At 43.6% G+C, this 19,228-nt stretch carries 20 protein-coding genes; 3 read left to right on the top strand and 17 right to left on the bottom strand.

Annotated elements, in window-relative coordinates; translation table 11 throughout:
* Window positions 1–326: 326 nt before the first annotated feature.
* Window positions 327–947: a heme-binding beta-barrel domain-containing protein gene (locus L4C54_RS16255; protein WP_428808986.1), complete on the top strand. Its 621-nt coding sequence runs from the start codon at window positions 327–329 to the stop codon at window positions 945–947.
* Window positions 948–1,100: 153 nt separating this feature from the next.
* On the opposite strand, the gene L4C54_RS16250 is transcribed toward L4C54_RS16255, so the two are convergent.
* From L4C54_RS16250 to L4C54_RS16225, 6 genes are all read right to left on the bottom strand, one after another.
* The gene (locus tag L4C54_RS16250) at window positions 1,101–1,715 is read right to left on the bottom strand and encodes a LysE family translocator (protein ID WP_428808985.1); all 615 of its coding nucleotides are present in this window, start codon (window positions 1,713–1,715) and stop codon (window positions 1,101–1,103) included.
* Between the two features lie 103 nt (window positions 1,716–1,818).
* Window positions 1,819–2,736 (bottom strand): LysR family transcriptional regulator, encoded by a 918-nt coding sequence (locus L4C54_RS16245; protein ID WP_428808984.1) that lies wholly within the window; start codon window positions 2,734–2,736, stop codon window positions 1,819–1,821.
* Window positions 2,737–2,912: 176 nt separating this feature from the next.
* Window positions 2,913–3,761, bottom strand: coding sequence for a substrate-binding periplasmic protein (locus tag L4C54_RS16240; RefSeq protein ID WP_428808983.1), 849 nt, complete (start codon window positions 3,759–3,761; stop codon window positions 2,913–2,915).
* A 155-nt stretch (window positions 3,762–3,916) separates the two neighbouring features.
* Window positions 3,917–4,837 carry a LysR family transcriptional regulator gene (locus tag L4C54_RS16235; RefSeq protein WP_428803052.1) on the bottom strand — a complete coding sequence of 307 codons (921 nt, stop codon included), beginning with the start codon at window positions 4,835–4,837 and terminating at the stop codon, window positions 3,917–3,919.
* Window positions 4,838–4,932: 95 nt separating this feature from the next.
* On the bottom strand, window positions 4,933–5,424 hold the full coding sequence (locus L4C54_RS16230; RefSeq protein ID WP_428808982.1) for a hypothetical protein: 492 nt from the start codon (window positions 5,422–5,424) through the stop codon (window positions 4,933–4,935).
* Between the two features lie 77 nt (window positions 5,425–5,501).
* The gene (locus tag L4C54_RS16225; protein ID WP_428808981.1) at window positions 5,502–7,364 is read right to left on the bottom strand and encodes an alkyl sulfatase dimerization domain-containing protein; all 1,863 of its coding nucleotides are present in this window, start codon (window positions 7,362–7,364) and stop codon (window positions 5,502–5,504) included.
* 129 nt (window positions 7,365–7,493) lie between these two features.
* Here L4C54_RS16225 and L4C54_RS16220 point away from each other — a divergent pair, with 129 nt between their 5' ends.
* The gene (locus L4C54_RS16220; RefSeq protein WP_428808980.1) at window positions 7,494–8,399 is read left to right on the top strand and encodes a LysR family transcriptional regulator; all 906 of its coding nucleotides are present in this window, start codon (window positions 7,494–7,496) and stop codon (window positions 8,397–8,399) included.
* A 105-nt stretch (window positions 8,400–8,504) separates the two neighbouring features.
* Here the strand turns inward: L4C54_RS16220 and L4C54_RS16215 are convergent, their stop codons facing one another.
* The 4 genes from L4C54_RS16215 to L4C54_RS16200 form a co-directional block, all read right to left on the bottom strand.
* Window positions 8,505–8,750, bottom strand: coding sequence for a hypothetical protein (locus L4C54_RS16215; protein WP_428808979.1), 246 nt, complete (start codon window positions 8,748–8,750; stop codon window positions 8,505–8,507).
* Between the two features lie 287 nt (window positions 8,751–9,037).
* On the bottom strand, window positions 9,038–9,445 hold the full coding sequence (locus L4C54_RS16210) for a RidA family protein (RefSeq protein WP_428808978.1): 408 nt from the start codon (window positions 9,443–9,445) through the stop codon (window positions 9,038–9,040).
* A complete protein-coding gene (locus L4C54_RS16205; protein WP_489686423.1) occupies window positions 9,442–9,672 on the bottom strand; it encodes a DUF2798 domain-containing protein in 231 nt (76 codons plus the stop codon). Before L4C54_RS16205 ends, L4C54_RS16210 begins: the two co-directional genes overlap by 4 nt.
* A gap of 9 nt (window positions 9,673–9,681) precedes the next feature.
* Window positions 9,682–9,966: a putative quinol monooxygenase gene (locus L4C54_RS16200; RefSeq protein WP_428808977.1), complete on the bottom strand. Its 285-nt coding sequence runs from the start codon at window positions 9,964–9,966 to the stop codon at window positions 9,682–9,684.
* A gap of 102 nt (window positions 9,967–10,068) precedes the next feature.
* On the opposite strand from L4C54_RS16200, the gene L4C54_RS16195 reads away from it, so the two are divergent.
* Complete coding sequence (locus tag L4C54_RS16195; RefSeq protein WP_428808976.1) at window positions 10,069–10,971, top strand: LysR family transcriptional regulator; 903 nt, start codon at window positions 10,069–10,071, stop codon at window positions 10,969–10,971.
* A gap of 73 nt (window positions 10,972–11,044) precedes the next feature.
* On the opposite strand, the gene L4C54_RS16190 is transcribed toward L4C54_RS16195, so the two are convergent.
* From L4C54_RS16190 to betI, 7 genes are all read right to left on the bottom strand, one after another.
* Complete coding sequence (locus L4C54_RS16190) at window positions 11,045–11,518, bottom strand: MarR family winged helix-turn-helix transcriptional regulator (RefSeq protein ID WP_428803044.1); 474 nt, start codon at window positions 11,516–11,518, stop codon at window positions 11,045–11,047.
* A 153-nt stretch (window positions 11,519–11,671) separates the two neighbouring features.
* Window positions 11,672–12,919 carry a choline ABC transporter ATP-binding protein gene (choV, locus tag L4C54_RS16185; protein WP_428808975.1) on the bottom strand — a complete coding sequence of 416 codons (1,248 nt, stop codon included), beginning with the start codon at window positions 12,917–12,919 and terminating at the stop codon, window positions 11,672–11,674.
* 2 nt (window positions 12,920–12,921) lie between these two features.
* A complete protein-coding gene (choW, locus tag L4C54_RS16180; RefSeq protein WP_428803042.1) occupies window positions 12,922–13,764 on the bottom strand; it encodes a choline ABC transporter permease subunit in 843 nt (280 codons plus the stop codon).
* 150 nt (window positions 13,765–13,914) lie between these two features.
* Window positions 13,915–14,868 (bottom strand): choline ABC transporter substrate-binding protein, encoded by a 954-nt coding sequence (locus L4C54_RS16175; RefSeq protein WP_428808974.1) that lies wholly within the window; start codon window positions 14,866–14,868, stop codon window positions 13,915–13,917.
* A 129-nt stretch (window positions 14,869–14,997) separates the two neighbouring features.
* Entirely contained in the window at window positions 14,998–16,713 is a 1,716-nt protein-coding gene (gene betA / locus L4C54_RS16170; protein WP_428808973.1) for a choline dehydrogenase, read from the bottom strand.
* Between the two features lie 133 nt (window positions 16,714–16,846).
* Window positions 16,847–18,307 carry a betaine-aldehyde dehydrogenase gene (gene betB / locus L4C54_RS16165; protein ID WP_428809064.1) on the bottom strand — a complete coding sequence of 487 codons (1,461 nt, stop codon included), beginning with the start codon at window positions 18,305–18,307 and terminating at the stop codon, window positions 16,847–16,849.
* A gap of 13 nt (window positions 18,308–18,320) precedes the next feature.
* Entirely contained in the window at window positions 18,321–18,935 is a 615-nt protein-coding gene (gene betI, locus L4C54_RS16160; protein WP_428803039.1) for a transcriptional regulator BetI, read from the bottom strand.
* Window positions 18,936–19,228 lie beyond the last annotated feature (293 nt).

Here is a 19,228-nt window from a genome sequence, read left to right as displayed (position 1 = left end):
AGTGTGAGAAAGGGGCGTTTTCTTGTTATCTGGTGATCGTTTGGTCATCCAATGTAACCGGTAAATGATGCCAATATCACTGTTTATCATGGTGAAACATGTGTGAAGTTTTTGTGTTAATTGTTTGATAAACAATATGATTCATTGATTTATAAGAGAGCCATTATACACATAGTTTTTAATGGAAACGTCTGGTTACATTTGTGGTTGGATATGCATCGTAATTATGATCTAAATTAAGAAACAAGACTTTTGAAACTTCTATATTTCCGCTCGGTAAAGTCAATCAAATTAAAAATATAAGTAAAATATAAAGGAAATATATAATGAAAAAGCTATTAGCATTAGGTGTTGCAGCAGCACTTTCGTTCCCAGCAGCGGCGCAAGATACAGTAATCGATGGAATGGATTTTGGCCCACTAGCTCAACTAGTCGGTACGTGGAAATCAGTCGAGACGGGCGGCGTTGATATGTCTCCAGGTCAAGAAGGTTCAGATGCTGGCCTAGGTGGCCCTGCGGTAACACCATTCTACGAAGTAATGACATTTGAAGTAGCAGCGGATGCAACTAACGCAAGTGATCAATACCTTGTTGCTCTTTACTACAAGCAAGAAGTATTTAGAAAGGCTGACGATTCTAAGTTCCATGATCAGCGTGGCTACTTCATTTACGATAAAGCAAACAATACAGTGTATAACTCTTACTGTGTGCCTCGTACAACATGTGTGACGGCTGAAGGTGAAGCAGGCAACAGCATGACATTGAAAGCATCTAAGCGCGGTATCGCTGAGTCTGAGTACATGACAGACAACGCAACAACGACTGATTTCACAATGACGCTAAACATCACGCCAACAGAGTTTACTTACTCTCAAAATACGGTTCTTGATATCTACGGCAAGCCATTTGCTCACACCGATTCAAGCACGCTTAAGAAAGTAAAATAATTCGACTTTTGAGTTGTTAACAGACGAACAGCATAGAGCCTTATGACGCGATCGCTGATCTGCATCATAAGGCTTTTTATTTTCTTGTAGAACAGCAACTGAGTTTATCTATTCAATCACGGAAGAATTTCGGAAGTTTAAGTACTGTTTGAATTACGCCGTCAACACCACTCTAATTGCAAGTAGAATCAATACCACCCCCGACAACCGATCAATCAGAACGGCTTTAGAACGAAGAGTTTCAACCACTCTAGGGTTGGAAAGTAGCAACGTGATGAATGAGTACCACAACCCGTCAAGAACTAATGGTGTCGCTATGATGATGGCTTGATTGCTAATACTGTTGCCAAGAGCAACAAATTGGCTAAAGAGAGCAATGAAAAATAGAGCGATTTTAGGATTTAAAATGGAGATTAGAAAGCCTTCGCGAGCCGATTGCATGAGTGTAGCTTGTTCCCCTGATTCCAACTTTGCCGCCACGCCCCCCTTTGAACGCAAAGCATTGACGCCCAAATAAGCCAGATAGGCCGCTCCTCCTAGACTAATCACCTTAAATAGCACCGGACTTTGTTGCAATACAACAGCTAAGCCAATAAGCGTGATAAAGGCATAAACACCGATTCCCATCGCATGCGCCCACGCGGTCACCAATCCGTTAACTCGTCCTCCGGCAAGGGAGTGTTTCGCGACAATAGCTAAACTGGGACCCGGTGACATCGCCCCTAATAAACAAACAGTAAAAAGTGATAACCAAACAGTTAGTGACATATAATTTCTCCTCTTTGGCCATAACTTATCAGCACAAGAGGTATAATTTGAAATCACCATTTATCATGAGTCTTATGATCTAAAATCATAACTGTGTCATTTGTTAATGGCGGATCGAAAACTCAGATAATTGCATGACCGCTCGTACCTCTTCTCTAACCCATTTATGGGCAGAATCACTGTCGTACTTTGGGTGCCACATAAGCCAGTATTTATGAGCCTGAGTATCAATAGGGAGCTGCTTATGTGTAATACTCCAATACTTAGCAAGGTTCACTGCAATGTGTTTAGGTACGATCATTAAATGTTCGCTAGACACTAATCGATTGATGGCTGCGGAAAAGAACGGCACTTTTAACGTGATGTGGCGAGACAGCCCTAACTCTTTCAAAGCGAGGTCTGTGCTGGAATCTTTATCTCCACCGCCAGTAACTTTGATATGTGAATAACGAATCAAATCATCAATACTGAGTGTATCTTGATTGGCTAATGGATGAGTTGCTTTCATCAAGCACACAGAAATATCGGAACCGATATTAATACTCGATACTCCTTCTGGCTTTTCTGGGTACATCGACGACGCAATATGGATACCTGTTTCATGGAGTCTATCTAAGGTTTCTGGATGCCAAAGCTGATACGTCATATCCAACTGAGGAGCGAGTTTGGTAAGATGAGAGGCTATATCGGGTAGCACGTATTGGGCAACGTAATCACTTGATGCGAGAACCAATTCTCCTTGCCAGTCTTTGGGATCAAAGGGTTTATCATCGAGTAGATGGTCGAACTCTGATATTAGCCCATCCAACTTTTCTTTTAATAATAAAGCTCTGGGCGTTGGAATTAGTGTATTGCCTTGACGAACGAGAAGAGGATCACCACATAATTCACGCAACTGGGCCAACTGACGGCTGACCGCTGATTGCGTAATATTCAATCTTTTTGCCGCTCGGCTGACATGGCACTCTTCGAGCAAAACATGCAAAGAGCGTAATAAGTTTAGGTTGATGTTGTTCAGCACACACGACTCACTTCTGTTGCCAAGTTATTGATACTTATATTTAGGTCACTATTTTACAATTGATGTGTTCAACTAATTCCAGTCAGATATAGCAAAAACCACCGTTTTTGTCAGGGATCTATTCTATTTTTATTCTCGATTCGTTTTGTATGAAGGATTTGAGGGGCTAACCAACGCTATTCGTAGTATTTTTTATACAACAGCTTAGTTTCGCCGCTCTGGTACATATTCTTTAAAGTCTGTTCAAATTTGTAGGCTATCGATCCGGCACTGAGCATGCTGGGGCGATTGTGGTTAGATAATGGATCGTCGTTGTTGTAATTGGGGTTTGGCTGTTCAGAAATATGCTCTGATAAACGGGAGAAGCCAAGATAAGAGGGAATAATACCGCCACAACAGTCAGGGTGAAGCTTAATCTCACGATTCCCATCAACCTTAAGCTGATACTCCATTGACGCTTTATTATAGATAAAGAAATCACCTCTATTTTTAGCCAGTAATTCCATAGCATCAGTGATGGTCATTTCTGGCTCGGCACTGACAAAAACGCCTCCAATACCTTCAAGATAATCTGGCCCGCCAGAGGCTTTTAGTAGAGTGTAGCCTTTTAGCTGTTCTAGATGAGTGATGGTGGGAAAATTCATGCGAGAGGCGCCTATATCCCCGCCAGGCAACCCATTTTCAATATAGAAGGTGTATCTAGCGCGTTGGAGGGTAAAGTTGAATCCAGGGTAGAAATCGAGTTCACCTTCTCTAAGTTCTTTGAGTATGCGCTTTTTTGGAGCGCGGATAATGACGAGGTCACAGCCGATCTTTTCTGCAGCAACACGATACAATTCTGAATACAGTCCTTCGTTATTTGGAGCTTTGTTTATTAGCGGTGGTCGTTCGTTGGTTCGATAACCCATTTTTAATGTACAAGAGTGAGCAGGAGTACTGAGAAGTCCAAGTATTATTAAAGTGAGTATAAGTAGTGAAACCTTCGTAGGGTTTAGCAGTGCGATTGAAGCGTTGACAACTTTCATTAGCTGGCTCTCCAGACGATGAGTAATCCCTGACGATGACTAAACTATATAAGCGTAGACAAAAGAGAGCCGCTTGTGTGATTAATCCGTTAGCTTATTAGCTTATTAGCTTATTAGCTTATTAGCTTGCTAGGGGACTTGGGGCAATTTTGTCATTACTCATCAGGTAATACCGACTTCGCGATGCTCAATAACCAATGCGTCTTTTCGGTTTGGTAATTTTTGTAGTGGAAGTAACAGTAAATATCTGGGACGACAGAAGGTTCATTTAATTCAAATTTAAGAGTTCGGATGTCGCTTAGGGTATTGTAATTTGAGAAGCGAGAAACAGGCGCAATCATATCGCTAAATTGTACCGCTTCTAGAATAACTAAAGGCAGTTCAGAACGAAGGACAACATTGAGGTTCAAACCAAGTTTTTCAGCAATGATTTCAGCATTCGATACTCTTTCGTTCCAGTTTGGTGTCAGTATCAAGCCAAACGGATATTGGGCCACTTCCTCTGGGGTGATTGATGAACCTTTATGTGGGTGATCTTTACGGCACATCATATGCAATTTATCAGTGGCGAGCTTTTTCGAGACGAGTGATTTGAGGGTAAAATCACTGCTATAGCTGATCGCAAGATCGATTTCACCATTCTCGATTTCATTTTGTGTATTCTGATTCCAAGTTCTAAAGGTGACACTTAAATTGGGGGCGGCTTGGCTTATCAGGCGAAACATCTCAGAAGATATGGCACTCATGAGAATTGGGGATACGGCTATCGTTATATCACCGGTTAAATGGGCAGGGTCAAAATCCTGTCGATTATTCAGTGTGACTTCTAGGGTATCTAACACCGGGGATAGTGAAGAGAAAAGCTCTTCTCCATAAGGGGTTGGTGTTAACCCTTTAGTGCTTTTAACAAATAGGTCATCTTCAAAATGCAGGCGTAATTTGTTCAGTGATTTACTGATCGCAGGTTGGGTAACAAATAGTCGAGCGGCAGCAAGGCGCATATTTCGTTCTTGAAAAAGAATGCTAAAAACACGCAATAAATTAAGGTCAATATTTGTATAAAGGTCTTTGGCCATTGTTTCTGTTAACTACCTGATACGATTGGTAACAAGCTTAGCATAATTGGATGCAACTTTTTCGTCAGGTAAATGTCAGGAGCCCTTCTCACGTCTCAATATAGAGAGCTAAGCAGCCACTCCTTTACCATTTCTACCGCTTCTTGCTCACCATTAACAACAATCCACTTTTCATTCAAAGCTTGGTCTACGGTGATCTTTTGGTCAACGATGGCACTGAATACGCTCATCTCACTCATGATCATTAGATCTTCGGCTTTAGGCCTTCTGCTTTCAGGGTAGTTATCGAATAGGCGAAATGAGGCGTCTGAAATCATCGAGTAATGCCCTTCAATCGCTTGATAAAAGGTAATGTCTAAGTCTGGTTTTGTTGAGCCCATCTTTTGAGCTAGCTGCCAATTAAGCATGGCTTCTGGTTTTTCAAAGGCAGGGATAACTTCACTAGCGGATGCGACAGCAATGTTGGATATGCTAGTGAATAGGTTCGGATAGCTAGGTATCTGTAGTCCAAACCCGCCATGAAAATTACAGGCAGTGGCGTAAAAAGTAGAAAAGCCAATTAATAGCAAAGATAGAATACGTTTCATTATTAAGCTCCAATAAAGAAGGAGATGCATGCATCTCCTTATGAATCACTGTATTACGAGTGTTTAGTCACTAACGATTAACGAGCAATCAGCTTAAGCTCTTCACGTGGTGTTGGCTTTTCAAAGCTTGCCATGAACACTTGGAAAGATTCCATGTCGCCCGTTGTAAATCTGAATTCACCCGTTTGGATTGCTTGACCAAGAACGGCATTCGCCCCATCTTTTGCTGCTAGCATGTCGTTAAGCAGTGCACGAGTTGTTTCAATAACCGTTGTACTATCGCTCAGTACTTCTTGGTGAAGTTGTGCAATACCGCGGCGGATCTCAAAGGTGAAATCTTCGTTTGTATCGGTAAAACGAATCGCTGTTGAGAAGTGAGCATCAACCACATCTTCCGCTTTTAGGCGAACTGTCATCATGTCCATGATGTTTTTCGATGGTAGCTCACGCAGCACTTCATCACTGGTAAAGTCAGCACCTGTTTCAAAATCTAGGTTGTTTTGCAGTTCACCTACGGCGGTCATTGCCCAGTTACGCCAGTTTACATTCAATTGATCGTAGCCCCAGTTACGGTAAGCGTCTGCTTTAAGGTTACGTGCTTCAACATCGTCAACATTCATAGTGATCACAGGCGTTAGGATCTCTGCTGCAAATGTGAAGTCGCCATCTTTGATGTACTGCGCAGCCGCTTTCATTACTGCGTCACGTCCACCCATCATTTTTACCGTCTCTTCTGCACGACGGTCATATTGCATTGGTTCTAGCTGCCACGGATCTGCGTGGTAGAAACCAATATAGTTGCTGTATTGCTGTTGAACCGCGTGTGCAACGGTGCCGTAGTGCTCACCAAGCCAAGGATGCTCTGCAAGGTGCTTCGGCAGTTTCACTGCTTCTATCATCTCAAATGGGCGGTAGCCGTGGTTGATGTAACGAACCGATTGGTCATGCGTGTATTGAATCGCGTCACGATAAGCCGTTAGAACGTTCGCAACGTTGTCAGCACCTTCAACTGGGCGACCGTGTGCGTTAACCATAATTTCTGCTGGGAATTGACGCATTTGGTCAATACCGTTGAACCATACTTCAGCATCACGCGCTTTGGTGCCGCGAATTGTGTGTAGGTTCGGGAAGTTTTCACCTTGCAGTACTTCTGCAGCGTGAAGAATTTTTTGGTCAGGTAACCAAGCAACGATCTCATCATTAGTTTCTGATGGAATGTAGTGAAGCTCAATGTTTAAACCCGGAATGCTGATGTCCAGTACGTCAGCAAACGTATCGGTTGGTAGCATGAAACCGATATGGCCCACATCAAACTGAGAACCTAGAGCAGAGTTGATTGAACCGTGTGGACCAATACCTGAGAAAGAAGCCGCAGTGTATGAAGTACGGTGACCAAGAATGTTACCTACGTTTGAAGACCAGTTAGCCACAGCGCCTACAAGTGTGTCGTGTGCGTAGATTTTAGCTTTACCAGAATCTACATCTTCTTGTGAAACCCAACCGCGAACACCAGAGATATGGTCGATATGGTTGTGAGTATAAACAATGCCAACAACAGGTTTAGTGATACCAGTGGCAGCGCGGAACACTTCGTGAGTTTCTGCGCCATGCTCAGTGGTTTCACCTGGATCAACAACGATTAGGCCATCTTTACCTTCAAATACAACCGGGGCAGTAATACCGTAGCCGTAGATCATGTAGGTGTTGTCATCGACTTTGATAACAGACTGGTCCATCTTGCGTGAGTGTTCAGTTAGCTTAGGGTGAACGCGCTTATCATCTTCCGTGTAAGCTTTGTTTTCACCGTTGCGATCGATGACTTGAATACGGTCACCTTCGCCAAAGAATAGGTTTGACTCATGAACTTCTAGAGCAAGGGCTTGACTAGAAGCTAGTAGGCCACCAATCGCGAATCCAAGTAGGGTTTTAGTCATTTTCATTTCACATTCTCTTTCGATTATGGGTAGGAACGTGGTTAGTATCTTGGATATTGAAAGTTAGCACCATTGACCCAGGTGCATCTAGTACATAAGCTGTGCTTATCTTCGTAACATTCCAGGGTATTTCACATGAGTGGCTTTGAGCAGTTCGATCTCAACTTATATCGCACCTTTGTTACCGTGATGCAGACAGGCAGTTATGCCAAAGCAAGCGAAGCGCTGGGAATTTCACCTCCGGCGGTGAGCTTGGCGATGGGGAGATTACAAGGCATCTTAAAACAAGAGTTGTTTGTTCGCGGCAATGCGGCGATTCAACCAACAGGGGCTGCTCAGTCACTGTTTCGAACCATTGAGCCGCAAATGTTAATCTTAGAACAGAGCTTTAAATCGTTTGATCACTTTTCACCCTTAACCTCACATCATGTTTTCCACCTTTCAGTACCAGAAGAGCTGCAACCGTCATTGCTAGAGTCGCTGCCTCTTGATACTAATGAGCATATTCAATTTGATTTGGGTGGCCAAGAGAGTGAAGAGGGAGGAGTGATAGATACACTGCGTCATCGTCAAATCGATTTGGCTTTCGACAGCTATATTTTTGATGACCGAAGTATTGAACATGAGCTGCTTTATGAGGATGACATTGTACTTGTTGCAGCGGAAAGCCATCCAACGGTTAATGGAAAGATGAGTTATAGAGAGTATGAAGTACTTCCTCAAGCGGCTTTAAGTATTCGTAGAAACAACAAATATGCACTTAGCATGGTGGCTGATACCGCAAACTTACAGCGGAATATAGCTCACCAAGGGATCTCGCTTATTTCAAATATGCTGGTAGCGTGCCGAACAAAACTGTTTTGTCATACGACGCGTCGACTAGCGAATATGTACAAAGAGAGCCTTAAGCTACAGGTCATTGAGCCACCATTAGAGTTAAAGCGGTTGCCCTATTACATGATGTGGCACAAATCGAATAACCATGTTGCTAGCCACGAATGGCTAAGAGAGCGTATTAAGCTTTCTGCGAGAACGTGGTGATGATTGATTAGAAAGTATTGAAGTAAAGGGAAAAGAGATCTTGCTTAAAGGCAACTAGCAGTAGAGTACTGCTAGTTGTTTACAACTACAGGTTATTCTTGAAAATTAATGCTTTTTCGGGCCATTTCGGACTAAGTCTTTACCTGTTTCGAATATTTCTTGAGTAATCCAGCGAGCTAAAAGTAGTTTCTGTTGCTCATCAAAAACAGCGACAAAGTGACGGCCATCTGCATTGTTTGTAGCCATTCCAACGCCTGCAACGCCTTCTAATCCGAAGCCGCCATTCTCAACAGAGATAAGAAATTGTTCTAAATCTTGCAGGTTATCAATTACATCAGTATTGTTGTTCATTTGTTTCATTCTCATATTGGTTTAGCGTATTTAATTGACTAGGGCTAATCATATTCTGGCTAGATATCTCTAGTTTAGTGCTGATACTACTCCAATTAGGAGCCAGAAATTAAATAGCGGATTTTAGCCGCTTAGTCGATGAGCGTACTCTACAGATGAAGTGGAAGGATTGAAACTCTGTTCTTTTGCTTAGTCATGTAAATCCCAATCACCTATAGGTAATCAAAAATAGGAAAGAAGAAAGGGGCATGTTCCTCTCCTCTCTCAATCAACCAATTAGCTCTCAATTATGAGTGCTGGCTTTCTAGGGCAGGTAAAGCGATGACGGCCTCAATCTCAACTAATAAGTCGGAGTGAAAAAGCGCGTCTACTTTAACCAGTGAACTCGCAGGAAAGTGCCCGTTGTAGATGGTCATTAAGGCATCCCGTGCCTCGTTAAGAAGTGATAAGTCAGTAATGTAGACGGTCACCTTAATTATATCTTGAAGCCCTACTTTATGGTGGTTGGTGATTAAACGAATCTGGCGAAAGATATCGTTAATTTGAAGCTGAACATTTTTTTGTTGAGCATCGCCACCAAACGCGGTCAGGCCTGATGTGTAGAGCACATTTTGGAAAGAAGAGGCGTGAACATAGGGGCCAACAGCATCTCCGAGAACAGGGTAGTTATGTCTATTAAGAGTGGTTGTTTTCATATCAACTCCTTCTTCGTGATACTAAATAATAGAGAGGTCAAAGCTTGTACGTACGGTCCAAAGACAATTGAAATGATGGTTGCTGCCGGCCAAGCCAGAATAAAAGCCTTGCCCCATTGTGATAAGAAGTTAGTCACGTAGCCTAGATTCAGCCAAGTAACCCAGAGGGTCATCAAGCTTGATAGTACAAGTGACATTAACAGTCCGAAAACGATCCTTCTTGGCATAACGCTCTCCTAAACTGCTTCAAGTTTTTCGATATAAACCACATCAGTCAGATTGTGATTGAGGTAGGCCTTGGTATGACTCTTCTGGAAGTGTTTCGCCAATGATTGCTCATTGTCCCAACGTTCCCAAAGCGTGAAAGTCGTAGCATCTTCCTTATTTACGAGTAATTCAAAATATTGGCAACCTGGCTCTTTTTTTGTCTCCTCAACGAGCAGAGAAAGTTGCTCCAATGCGAATTCTCGGTCACTGTCAGCAGTTAATTTAAGTCCCGCATTGATGAATAAAGTCGTCATGTTGTTTTCCTTGTGAGTGATTTTTGTGCAAGAAAAGAATAGATAATTCCATAAATTATTTATATGGTTAATAAATCAATAACCAATTCCAAAAATGGCATCATGTTTGACGATATTGCTCTTTTTATACATATTGCACAGGCGCGGGGGCTTGCTGGGGCGGCAAAGCAGTTACACATCCCTCCGGCAACGGTGACTCGACGTTTAAAAAAGCTGGAAGAGAAACTGGGCTGCCAATTAATACATCGTTCGGCTCGGCAGTTTAAGCTGACATCTGAGGGTAAGGTCTACTACGAGTCCTTTAGTCGCTTGGTGAGTGACTTCGAGTCTATTTCTGAGGGGCTAAGCTCTGAGGCTCAATCTCTGCAAGGCAGCCTTACTGTCCTTGCTCCAACCAATATTTCGATTGGCTTTCTTCAACCAATGTGGTCTAAGTTCATTTGTAACTTCCCCGATATTCAGCTCAATTTGAAGCTCAATAACGACAATAAAGACATTATTGAAGAGCAGGCAGATATTGCTTTGAGGATTGGTCCACAACGAGATTCAGACTTATATCAAGTCGGGTTAGGCTCTATACCCACGTTATTGGTGGCTTCCCCTGAGTATTTACAAAATAGCCCCGTTTTGGAAAGCTTGGAGGATATTCACCAGCACAAGTGTATAACCGTCTCTCATCTCAGTTCGTGGCCTTTTAAGCATACAAAGTTTAAAACCGAGCTAACGATTAATCAGCGATCCAGTTTGGCGGTAGACGATATTAATATTGCGAGTCAGTTCGCTAAAGATGGGCATGGGCTTGCGTTATTACCGGCGACGGAGGTTTTGGACTATCTAAACCGTGGGGATTTGGTGTTGCCTCTGCCTGATTGGCAAGGCCCAAAACGAGAGTTGTATCTGATATGGCCGAGTGGCAAATTATTAGGTGCGAAAGCTCGCGGTTTGAAAGGTCACATACAAAGCTATTTAGCTGAAGCTCTTAAAGAGCTACAAACAATGGGCTAATTTGAACAAGTACGTGGGTTCCATATTCGTTGGTATTGATACTGAATAGGAACCCGAACTCGTCGCTGAAACATTAGGTTTTAGCGATACTCTCTAACTGAAGAACAGGCGCAGCATCAATATCTTCAGCATTCATCATGGAAGAGACGCGTTGCATTGAAGATAACAGTAGGCTCTGCTCCCAAGCTTCTAGATTTTGAAATTTATTGACGAAGCTATCCTGCAGAGGCTGTGGTGCTTTACTGAGTAAAACTTTGCCTTTTTCAGTGAGATTGGCATGAACTTTACGTCGATCCGATTCACTGCGAACACGCTGTACGTAACCGTTCAACTCTAAACGATCGATAATTGTCGTTGTCGTCGCTTGGCTTACATTGGTGTGATTTGATAATTCTTTGATCGTCACATTATGCATTTCTTGGATAGCACGCATCAAAATTAACTGAGGGCCGGTCAAGCCATACTCTTTACTTAATTTTTTTGATTGTAAGTCGATTGCGCGAATGATCTGGCGAATAGCGACTAGAATTTCATCATGTTTTTCCAAGTGACGGACCTTTGTATAATGCTGTATTGAAATGGAAGAATTACTTCGTTAATTTTTCGCATTGTACTCATGTTCGCACTATTCTCAATCTTTTCTAATGTGCGAAAGGGGAATCTCACCCCTTTGTTATAATTTTAGTCTATATATGTTGGCTTAAGCGGCATTATTGGATTGAAAATTGCCAATCAGAGCGTTGTAGAACTCACTATTATCGAGAATGCCGACTAACTGGTTATCTTCAACTAAAAGAATAGGGTAGTTACTGAGCTGCTTTAGTTTGATGGCATCACGCATACCTATTTCAGGGCTAGTGACGACAACAGTAGAAGCATCAATTGACTCTAGATCGCAGTTTGAATCGTGCCATTTGACCAAGGTTAACGTTGATTCACCGACGATTTTCACTTCATCTTGATGTTGTTTAACCCACAAATCTTTTGAATCACAGATCTGCCAGCGTTCATCATCTTGTGTTAAAGCGTCTAAAGGCTGCATCAATGAGCGACCTTTTAATACGTTAAGCGGATTGGTATGAGCGACAAAGTCTCGAACGTATTCAGTCTTCGGCGTGAGTACGATCTCTTCAGGCTTACCGTGCTGAATCAACTTTCCAGATTCCATAATGGCAATGTTGTTGCCAATTTTAAGTGCTTCATCTAAATCGTGGCTCACAAACAAAATCGTTTTGTTGAGTTTACTTTGTAGAAGTAACAGCTCATCTTGCAACTGGGCACGGATCAGTGGATCGAGCGCTGAAAACGGTTCATCCATCAGCAGAATGTCGGTATCCATAGCAAAAGCGCGAGCAAGACCAACACGTTGCTGCATTCCGCCAGAAAGCTCGTGTGGGAATTTACTTTCCCACTCGGCAAGACCGACCATTTCTATCTGTTCTCTGGCTTTCGCACGGCGTTCTGCTTTTGGCACACCTTGCATCTCTAAACCAAATGCCACGTTATCAAGGACTGATAACCAAGGCATAAGAGCGAATTTTTGGAATACCATTGAAACACGGTGCGTACGTAGATGACGTAAGGTGGATTCGTCACACTGGGCCAAATCAACCTGTGTATCGCCATCTTTAATTTCCAATGTTCCGCGGCTGATTTCATTCAACCCATTGACTGCGCGCAATAAGCTTGATTTTCCAGAGCCAGACAAACCCATCAAAACACAAATCTCACCTTCTTTAACAGAGAGTGATACGTTGTCGACACCCACAACTTGACCAGTTTCATCAATGATTTCTTGGCGAGTTTTACCTTGGTCCAACTGCTCTAGCGCTAATGCTGTTTTATCACCAAACACAACATCAAGATTTTTGATGGTAATCGCATCAGAACCTTCCTTATCGATAGATAGGGTCTCAATAACTGGAGTATCGTTCGATTTAATCGTCATCGTTATGCGTCCTTCTGGTTTGGTGTCTTACATAGGCGGTCAAGAATCATTGCTACCAGTACGATAGCCAGACCAGCTTCAAATCCTTGTGAGATATTCACGGTATTAAGCGCGCGAACCACTGGTTTTCCTAGGCCATCGGCACCCACTAATGCAGCAATCACCACCATAGAGAGTGAGAGCATGATGCATTGAGTCACACCGGCCATAATGCTAGGCAGTGCGGCAGGTAACTCTACTTTCAGTAGCAGTTTCATTTTGCTTGCACCAAAGGCTTTACCAGCTTCAATGAGCTCTTCGGGTACTTTGATTACGCCAAGGTAAGTCAGGCGTATAGGGGCTGCAATGGCAAAAATAATGGTAGAGATAAGGCCCGGTACAATGCCGAGTCCAAATAGAACCAGTGTTGGAATTAGGTATACAAACGTTGGAACGGTTTGCATGAGATCGAGAATAGGTCGAAGCGCGGTGTAGAGCCATGGTCGGTGTGCGGCCATGATGCCAATTGGAACACCGACTAATACAGAGATTGAGGTCGCAGCGAAAACGAGAACAAAGGTTTCTAGCATCTCTTGCCAGTAACCGAGATTGAGAATGGTGAGAAGAGCGGCGACTACGAATATGACAAGCGAAGGCTTGCGATGTAAAAACCAAGCAATGGCTGCAGTGATAAGAATTGGGAGAGCAGGCGGCATCCATTTGAAGATGTCGACCAAAAATAGGATGACCGTTTCTAAAAAGAATGAAATGGCGTCAAAAAAGCCTGCCGCATTGATTGTTAGCCAGTCAACGCCAGCCTCCATCCATTGACCTACAGGTATTTTGTTATCCGTAATAAAATTCACATTAATGCCTTTACTGTTTGTTTTTTCGTGATCTTTCTAAGAGATATTACTGAGAGAATCTTTATCGTTACTTTTATAAATCTATCGGTATAGGGTGGGCCGAAACCCACCATTACTTATAAAACCTAGCTATCTATTTTAGATATTTAGCTACGCTTTAACTTGCTTTAGATAATCAGTCACGGCTTGTGCTGCAACATCACCTTGAAGCGTTTTCACGTTTTCAAGCCATGCTTTTACTTGCGCTGGATTGTTTTTTAGCCACTGTTGAGCAGCTTCTTCTGGTTGTACGTTTTGGTTAAGAATGGCCTCCATCAACTCGTTTTCCATCTCTAGCGTGAACTCTAGGTTTTGTAGAAGCTGACCAACGTTTTGACACTCTGACAGGTAGTTAGAACGAACATTGGTGTAGACGCTTGCGCCGCCATAGTTAGCACCAAAGAAATCGTCGCCACCAGAAAGGTATTCCATCTCAACATTGCTGTTCATTGGGTGTGGTGCCCAACCAAGGTAAACGATCCATTGGTTACGACGAACGGCGCGAGTAACTTGCGACACCATGCCTGCTTCACTTGACTCAACAAGGTTGAACTCTTTTAGACCAAATGCATCTGAATCAATCATGTCTTGGATAAGGCGGTTACCATCGTTACCCGGTTCGATGCCGTAGATGCGGTCTTTAAATTTGTCGGCATGTTTAACTAGAGCTGCGAAGCTTGTTACGCCTGCATCGTAGACGTATTTCGGTACGGCTAATGTGTACTTTGCACCTTCTAGGTTAGCGCGTACTGTTTCAACGGTTCCTGCTTCACGGTATTTCGCGATGTCACCTTCCATTGTTGGCATCCAGTTACCGAGAAAAACATCGATATCGCCATTCGCCATTGATGAGTAGGTAACAGGAACAGAGAGAAGGTCAGTTTTTGTTGTGTAACCAAGCCCTTTTAGTAGTTCCGTTGTCACAGCGGTTGTTGCTGTGATGTCTGTCCAGCCTACATCGGCAAAACGCACGTTTTCACACTGTTTAGCTTCAATCGCTGCATAAGCGTTAAATGCGAGTGAGCTGATCGCGAGTGTTGCAAGTGTCTTTTTCATGGTTGACATAATGATTCCTTTTAATCGATCCTTGAAACTGGTTTAAGCAGTTCCTCTATATGTGATTACGGTCGGTGACGACTGACTATTTTCGTTCTAACTTATTGTTTTTATAATAATGTGTTTATCTAGTTGCCTTTAAGAGAGGTTATCGAGTTCTCTCAAAGGTTGATTAATTCGTTGTTTCTCTTCCCATTCTGGTGATATCCATACTGGAACATTCTGTTGTTCTAGCATTGAGTTACCAAGAATCATGTCTGCTGCTCGCTCGGCGACCATAATGGTTGGCGCGTTCAAGTTTCCATTAGGAATGGTTGGGAAAATCGATGAGTCCACAACACGAAGGTTGTTGATGCCGCGAACACGACACTGTTCATCGAGTACCGCCATAGGGTCGTTGTCTGCGCCCATTTTGCAGCCGCAAGAAGGGTGATAAGCACTCTCCACGTTCTCTTTTACCCATTTATCGATATCTTCATCCGAGGTGATTTCTTCTCCCGGTTGAATCTCTTCACCACGGAAGCCATCCATCGCAGGTTGAGATAAAATCTCGCGAGTTAAGCGAATGCAATCACGCCAATCTTGGCGATCTTGTTCGGTCGAGATGTAGTTGAATATGATTTCAGGTTCAGCGTGAGGGTCAGCAGAGGTGATGGACACCGTACCGCGGCTCTCTGGCTTATTCGGACCAACATGAACTTGGAAACCATGTCCATCAAATGCGGCTTGGCCGTCATAACGCATCGCGGCTGGAAGAAAGTGGTATTGAATGTTTGGCCATTTCAGCCCTTTGCGTGAGCGAATAAAAGCACACGATTCAAAGTGGTTAGTTGCGCCAAGCCCTTTTCGAGTGAGGATCCATTCTGCGCCAATCATCCCTTTGCTGACTAAATCGAGCTTGCCATTCAAAGTGATTGGTTTCTTGCAGTGATACTGGAAATAGACTTCTAAGTGGTCTTGAAGGTTTTCACCAACGCCAGCTAGCTCATGTTTTAGCTCAACGCCTGCTTTATCGAGCACCGCTTTAGGGCCGATGCCAGAGAGTTGTAGAAGTTGAACTGAGCCGATAGAGCCAGCGCTTGAAATCACTTCTTTGTTGGCACGAACTTCAATGATCTTGCCTGACTTTTCAAACTCAACGCCCACCGCGACTTTATTTTCGAGGCCTCTTTCTTCAAGAAGAACCTTACGGGTAACTACACCCTTCATAAGAGTGACGTTTGAACGTTTTAGAGCGCGTCGAAGATAGGCGTTTGAAGTGGAAGCGCGAATACCTTTATCAACGGTCATGTGCATCGGGCCAAAGCCTTCTTGCTGGTAGCCGTTGTAATCTTCAGTTTTCGGGTAGCCTGCATCTTGACCTGCGTCGATAAACGCTTGGTAAAGAGGGTTCAGTTCCATTTCATTACCGCCACAGGTGCCTAACGGGCCATTACCGCCACGGTATTTGTCTTCACCTTGTATCCATGTTTCAGCACGGCGGAAATAAGGTAAACAGGCTTGGTAGTTCCAACCTGCTGCGCCTTTTTCTTCCCACTCATCAAAATCACAAGCGTGACCACGAACATACACCATGCCGTTAATTGAAGAGCTGCCACCGAGAACTTTCCCGCGTGGGCAGTGCAGCTGTCGTCCATCTAGGCCAGACTCTTGCTGCGTTTCAAATTGCCACGTGTATTTGTCAGTGTTCATTGGGTACGAAAGCGCCGTTGGCATCTGGATGAAAATACTCATATCCGTTCCGCCAGCTTCTAAAAGTAATACGCTGTGTTGACCGCTTTCGGTTAGCCGATCAGCTAATACGCAGCCGGCCGAACCCGCACCGACGATAATATAATCGTAGCGTTGTTGCATGTTGTGTCTCCGTGGTGTCTAGCCCCGTTGTGTAATCTCTTGTTTGTGCTTTAGGTTTAAGCACTATTTTTTAATGAGGTTAAAGGGCTAGAAAACTTATAATTTGTGTTGAGTGTTCAAATCAGCATAAGGATTAAGCATACGGGCTGGCGTAGTCTCCAAGTTCGATGAGAATGCTCTTTGTTTGGGTATAGCTAAGTAAGGTTTCTGGGCCATTTTCACGTCCGATACCTGATTGCTTATAACCGCCAACAGGCATTTCAGCTGGAGAGTCACCCCAAGTGTTTACCCAACAGATCCCAGCTTGCATTTGATGAATTACGCGATGAGCACGAGATAGATTCTGTGTGAAGATGCCTGCGGCGAGACCATACTTAGTGTCGTTTGCGCGACGAATAACATCGTCTTCATCGGTGAATTTAAGCACTGACATGACAGGGCCAAAAATCTCTTGCTGCACATGGGGCATATCATCTTCGCAATCAACAAAAACGGTTGGAATGACAAAGTTGCCACTTTCCAGCCCATTTTCTGTTACCTGATAACCGCCAGTTAGCAAGGTTGCACCGGATTGCTTTGCTTGTTCAATGGCATTGAGCACTTTAGATAGATGATCTTTGGAGATGAGCGCGCCAATTTGAGTGTCCATATTCATTGGGTCGCCAACGACGAGCTTCTCTGTACGGGTTTTTAATTGAGCGATGAAATCGTCATAGATGTTTTCATGAACATAAACGCGCGTGCCGTTGGTACAAACTTCACCTTGTGTATAGAAGTTCGCAACCATCGAGGCCGACACAGCATCGTTTAACTTAGCGTCATCAAATACGATCAGTGGTGATTTACCACCAAGCTCCATCGTGACGCTTTTCAGAGTCTTAGCGCTGTCTGCCATGACCGCTTTACCCGTCCCTGTTTCGCCTGTGAATGATACTTTGGCAATGTCAGGGTGAGCCGTCAGCATTTGGCCAACACGATAGTCACCTTGAACGACGTTAAATACGCCATCAGGTAGCCCTGCTTCGGTGAATATTTCAGCAAGTTTTAGTGCCGTTAAAGGCGTTTCTTCTGATGGTTTGAAGAGCATCGCATTGCCTGCTGCTAGAGCAGGGGCTGATTTCCACATCGCGATTTGAATCGGGTAGTTCCACGCGCCGATACCTGCACAGACACCTAATGGTTCACGGCGAGTGTAGAAAAACTGGTTCTCGCTCAATGGTTGTTGCTCACCTTGCATAGAAGGAATAAGACCTGCGAAGTACTCAATAACATCCGCGCCAGAGGCGACATCAACTTCAATGGCTTCTTGTAGAGGCTTACCAGTATCGGCCACTTCAAGCTCAGCAAGCTCATTGTTTCGTGCTCTAAGGATTTCTACAGCTTTCAGCAATATACGGCTGCGCTCTACTGCTGACATAGCAGACCAAACACTAAATCCATGCTGGGCTGATTTAACTGCTCTTTCGATGTCTTGCTGTGAAGCTTGACCAAGTATTGCGATAGTCTCGCCATTAGCAGGATTCGTGCTAGTAAAATGTTCACCAGATGTTACGGGTGAGATTTTGCCGTCGATGTATAACGAGTTCATTTCCATTTGAGTATCTGACTTAATAATTAGTGGTGTTTGAGGTGCAAGCGTAAAACGTGAGCTGTTTTTCAAGGTAGTCATTGATGATGGCGCGCGCTCTGTCAGCGTTAATCCCTTCAGGGTTCAATGTGCCTCTCAGCCAAATACCGTCAATGAGGGACGCGATACCTTGTGCAACGAGTTCTGCTTGTTCTGTGTTCAATAGTGCTTTCAATTCGATTCGTAAATGAGACAGCAATCGCTTTTCATTTACGCGCTGTAGCCGCTTAAGTTGGGCGTCATGCATTGAGTAAGACCAAAATGCCAACCATGTTTTCGCCACCTTGTTTTCAGCCTGATAACCTTCAAAGTTGCCACTGATGATGGCGTTAATTCTTTGTTGGTGGGCATTGGCAGGTAATGCTTTGAGCAATGAACCAATGGTATCGGAGTGCTGGCGAAGGATCGCTCTCATGGTCTCTTCAAGAAGGCCATGTTTGCCACCAAAGTAGTGATTAATGATCCCTGTAGATACACCAGCTTCTTTGCTGATCAAAGCAATGCTCGCCGCGTGCAATCCGACACGATCAATGACCGTCATTGTCGCTTTAACAAGCTGCGGTTTACGTATATCAGGCATCCCGACCTTGGGCATTTTTGGTCCTTTTTATTTTTTATTGAACGTTCAATTAATTATAAAATGACAGATAATTCATTAGAGTTCAAACTATTATTTAGGGGTGGGTGAGTGCGGATTTCGTGGTTTTGTTAGGTTAGTTGTTTAAAAACAATTGGTTATTGATAGTTTGAGTGCTAAGCATTAGAGGTGTAAAGATTTGAGCTGTGATGTTTATTGGTCGAAGTTTATTGTGTTTATTAGTAGTGATGGTGCAGGTGAGTGAATGTTTGAATCTTGGCTTTTAGGTCGTTATTTTAAGGTAGAAGCCA

Source organism: Vibrio lamellibrachiae, assembly GCF_050337265.1.
Lineage (GTDB): Bacteria > Pseudomonadota > Gammaproteobacteria > Enterobacterales > Vibrionaceae > Vibrio > Vibrio kyushuensis.
Note: the sequence above shows the minus strand (reverse complement) of the source record. Positions and strands in the feature narration are given on the sequence as shown.

Coding starts and splice junctions, on each gene's coding strand:
- L4C54_RS16255 (WP_428808986.1), top strand. CDS start 327: ATGAAAAAGCTATTAGCATTAGGTGTTGCAGCAGCACTTTCGTTCCCA.
- L4C54_RS16250 (WP_428808985.1), bottom strand. CDS start 1,715: ATGTCACTAACTGTTTGGTTATCACTTTTTACTGTTTGTTTATTAGGG.
- L4C54_RS16240 (WP_428808983.1), bottom strand. CDS start 3,761: ATGAAAGTTGTCAACGCTTCAATCGCACTGCTAAACCCTACGAAGGTT.
- L4C54_RS16235 (WP_428803052.1), bottom strand. CDS start 4,837: ATGGCCAAAGACCTTTATACAAATATTGACCTTAATTTATTGCGTGTT.
- L4C54_RS16230 (WP_428808982.1), bottom strand. CDS start 5,424: ATGAAACGTATTCTATCTTTGCTATTAATTGGCTTTTCTACTTTTTAC.
- L4C54_RS16225 (WP_428808981.1), bottom strand. CDS start 7,364: ATGAAAATGACTAAAACCCTACTTGGATTCGCGATTGGTGGCCTACTA.
- L4C54_RS16220 (WP_428808980.1), top strand. CDS start 7,494: ATGAGTGGCTTTGAGCAGTTCGATCTCAACTTATATCGCACCTTTGTT.
- L4C54_RS16215 (WP_428808979.1), bottom strand. CDS start 8,750: ATGAACAACAATACTGATGTAATTGATAACCTGCAAGATTTAGAACAA.
- L4C54_RS16210 (WP_428808978.1), bottom strand. CDS start 9,445: ATGAAAACAACCACTCTTAATAGACATAACTACCCTGTTCTCGGAGAT.
- L4C54_RS16205 (WP_489686423.1), bottom strand. CDS start 9,672: ATGCCAAGAAGGATCGTTTTCGGACTGTTAATGTCACTTGTACTATCA.
- L4C54_RS16200 (WP_428808977.1), bottom strand. CDS start 9,966: ATGACGACTTTATTCATCAATGCGGGACTTAAATTAACTGCTGACAGT.
- L4C54_RS16195 (WP_428808976.1), top strand. CDS start 10,069: ATGTTTGACGATATTGCTCTTTTTATACATATTGCACAGGCGCGGGGG.
- choV (WP_428808975.1), bottom strand. CDS start 12,919: ATGACGATTAAATCGAACGATACTCCAGTTATTGAGACCCTATCTATC.
- L4C54_RS16175 (WP_428808974.1), bottom strand. CDS start 14,868: ATGTCAACCATGAAAAAGACACTTGCAACACTCGCGATCAGCTCACTC.
- betA (WP_428808973.1), bottom strand. CDS start 16,713: ATGCAACAACGCTACGATTATATTATCGTCGGTGCGGGTTCGGCCGGC.
- betB (WP_428809064.1), bottom strand. CDS start 18,307: ATGGAAATGAACTCGTTATACATCGACGGCAAAATCTCACCCGTAACA.
- betI (WP_428803039.1), bottom strand. CDS start 18,935: ATGCCCAAGGTCGGGATGCCTGATATACGTAAACCGCAGCTTGTTAAA.